Below are 2,181 nucleotides of genomic sequence, written 5' to 3'. Positions count from 1 at the left end.
CCCCCCAGTTCCGGTTCGTCAGTTCCCGGATACGTTGCTTGAATTTGCGCAGCGTGTCCGGGTGCCAATGGATCTGGGTTCCCTTGAAGGTAAAGCCCAGGAACTTGCTGTCATTGGTTCTGACGACTCGGCTCTTGGCGGTGTTGACCGTCAGTTTCAGGCGGTGTTCGAGGAAGTGGCTGATGCTCGTCAGCACCCGGTCTCCCGCGCGGCGGCTGTTCACCACGATGGTGAAGTCGTCCGCGTAGCGGGCAAACCTATGGCCCCGCCGTTCCAGTTCTTTATCCAGTGGGTCGAGCATAATGTTGGCCAGCAGAGGTGACAACGGGCCACCCTGTGGTACACCTTCCCGACTCTCCAGATAGAGCTGGTTATCGATAACCCCAGCTCGCAGATACCGGGCAATCAGTCCCAACAAACGCTTGTCCCAGACCTTGCGGCCCAGGTGCGTCATCAACAGGTCATGATTGATCTGGTCGAAGAGCTTCGACAGGTCCACATCCATGGTAAAGCGTCTCCCCTCCTTGAGAATGCTTTGTACCCGTCGCACCGCCTGGTGCGCATTTCGACCCGGACGGAAGCCGTAGCTATCCGCTGAAAATCCCGGTTCGAACAGGGGCATCAGGATCTGGGCAATGGCTTGCTGAATCACCCGGTCTGTCACCGTTGGGATGCCAAGCTGGCGCTTGCCACCGTCCGGTTTGTCGATCTCAACCCGCCGTACCGGCGCTGGTTGATAATCACCCGAGCGAATCGACTGCTGGACCACGTTCCAATGGCCAGCCTTTACCCAGGCGGGAAATTCCTCGACGGTCATGCCATCGACACCCGCCGCTCCCTTGTTGGCTCGAACCTGCTTCCAGGCTTGTTGGAGATTAGCCCGGTGCAGTACAGCATCGAGTAGATCTTTACTAAAGGCTGGCTTCGTGGCCGTACGCTGAGCCACGTCATTGCTGGTCGGCATTCGTGTGTTCAAGTCGGTCAAGGCTCCTCCTTTGTTCCCGGTGTTTGGCCCTTCACCCTGTCCTGACCATTACGACGGGCGTTTGGCTACTATGGCCTCTGCTGACTTCTACTCAATCACCGGAAGGGTTACCCCCACCGGCGCTATCGGTGTCCATCTCGTTCGCTCGCAACCGCCGATGGCAACGGCTGCGCCCAGGCTTGATCGACCAGTGGCCTGACTGGTGACTAACCGATCGCTCGTTGAGCAGATCCCGATACGTCGGACCGCCCCAGATAAGAGCATGCACTGTCACTGCACTGCTGCATCATTTACGGTGGCCGTCAGATCACATGGCTTCGTTGTCTTGTGCCAACTCGCCTTCAGCCTACGCCTCATATGATGTTCTTGTTCATCAGCTCGCAGTTTTGCTAGCGGCTTCCTCCAGACCTTTCCTCGCGGATCGGCCCTTGCCATTCGCTAGTGGTTAGCGTTCAATCGGGTAAAACCGGTTGGGCGGTGATCTTCCCACAGGGGACTTTCACCCCATTAGTTCATGCCCATGCTGGGCGTACACAAGGCGCTGTTGTCGCCACTTTCGTGGCTGGGACGGCTTACGCTGCGCTCCAGCCGCTCCAAAGCTTTGCGTTATGCGAGACGTTCGCCTTGACGCACGTACTCAAAGGCGTACACTTGGTTGCAGGTTGAACACACAAGAGGTGCGTCATGACCGGAATCACAGCAACTGAGGCGCGCAGCAACCTATATCGGTTGATTGACGAGACCGCCGAGTCCCACCAACCAATCGTCATCATGGGTAAGCGCAACAAAGCCGTTCTGGTTTCCGAAGAAGACTGGTCTGCAATTCAGGAAACACTTTACCTGCTCTCCGTACCAGGTATGCGGGAGTCGATTCGTGAGGGGATGGATACCCCTTTAGATGAATGCGATGAGGAGCTGGACTGGTGACATGGAAGTTGGTTTACACCAAGCAAGCCCAGAAAGATGCAAAGAAGTTGGCCTCCAGCAGTCTCAAACCAAAGGCCCAGGAACTTTTAGCGCTGATAGCGGAAGATCCATACCGCAAGCCGCCTCCTTTTGAGAAGCTCATTGGTGATCTTGCGGGGGCCTATTCACGCCGAATCAATATTCAGCACCGTCTGGTCTATCAGGTGCTGGAGGGCGAGCAAGTGGTGAAAGTCCTCAGGCTCTGGAGCCACTACGAATAATGCATAACC

Annotated in this window: 3 protein-coding genes; 2 read left to right on the top strand and 1 reads right to left on the bottom strand. The window is 56.4% G+C overall.

Annotated features, from left to right (window positions below; all coding sequences use genetic code 11):
* Positions 1 to 985, bottom strand: a 985-nt coding sequence (gene ltrA, locus C7H09_RS08130) for a group II intron reverse transcriptase/maturase (RefSeq protein ID WP_240616536.1), incomplete at its 3' end; no start/stop codon positions are given.
* A gap of 684 nt (positions 986 to 1,669) precedes the next feature.
* Here ltrA and C7H09_RS08125 point away from each other — a divergent pair.
* Positions 1,670 to 1,912 (top strand): type II toxin-antitoxin system Phd/YefM family antitoxin, encoded by a 243-nt coding sequence (locus C7H09_RS08125; protein WP_106761210.1) that lies wholly within the window; start codon positions 1,670 to 1,672, stop codon positions 1,910 to 1,912.
* A complete protein-coding gene (locus C7H09_RS08120) occupies positions 1,909 to 2,172 on the top strand; it encodes a Txe/YoeB family addiction module toxin (RefSeq protein ID WP_106761209.1) in 264 nt (87 codons plus the stop codon). Before C7H09_RS08125 ends, C7H09_RS08120 begins: the two co-directional genes overlap by 4 nt.
* Positions 2,173 to 2,181: the final 9 nt, after the last annotated feature.

The sequence above is a fragment of the Marinobacter fuscus genome (assembly GCF_003007675.1).
Lineage (GTDB): Bacteria > Pseudomonadota > Gammaproteobacteria > Pseudomonadales > Oleiphilaceae > Marinobacter > Marinobacter fuscus.
This window is presented reverse-complemented; position numbering and strand designations above follow the sequence as displayed.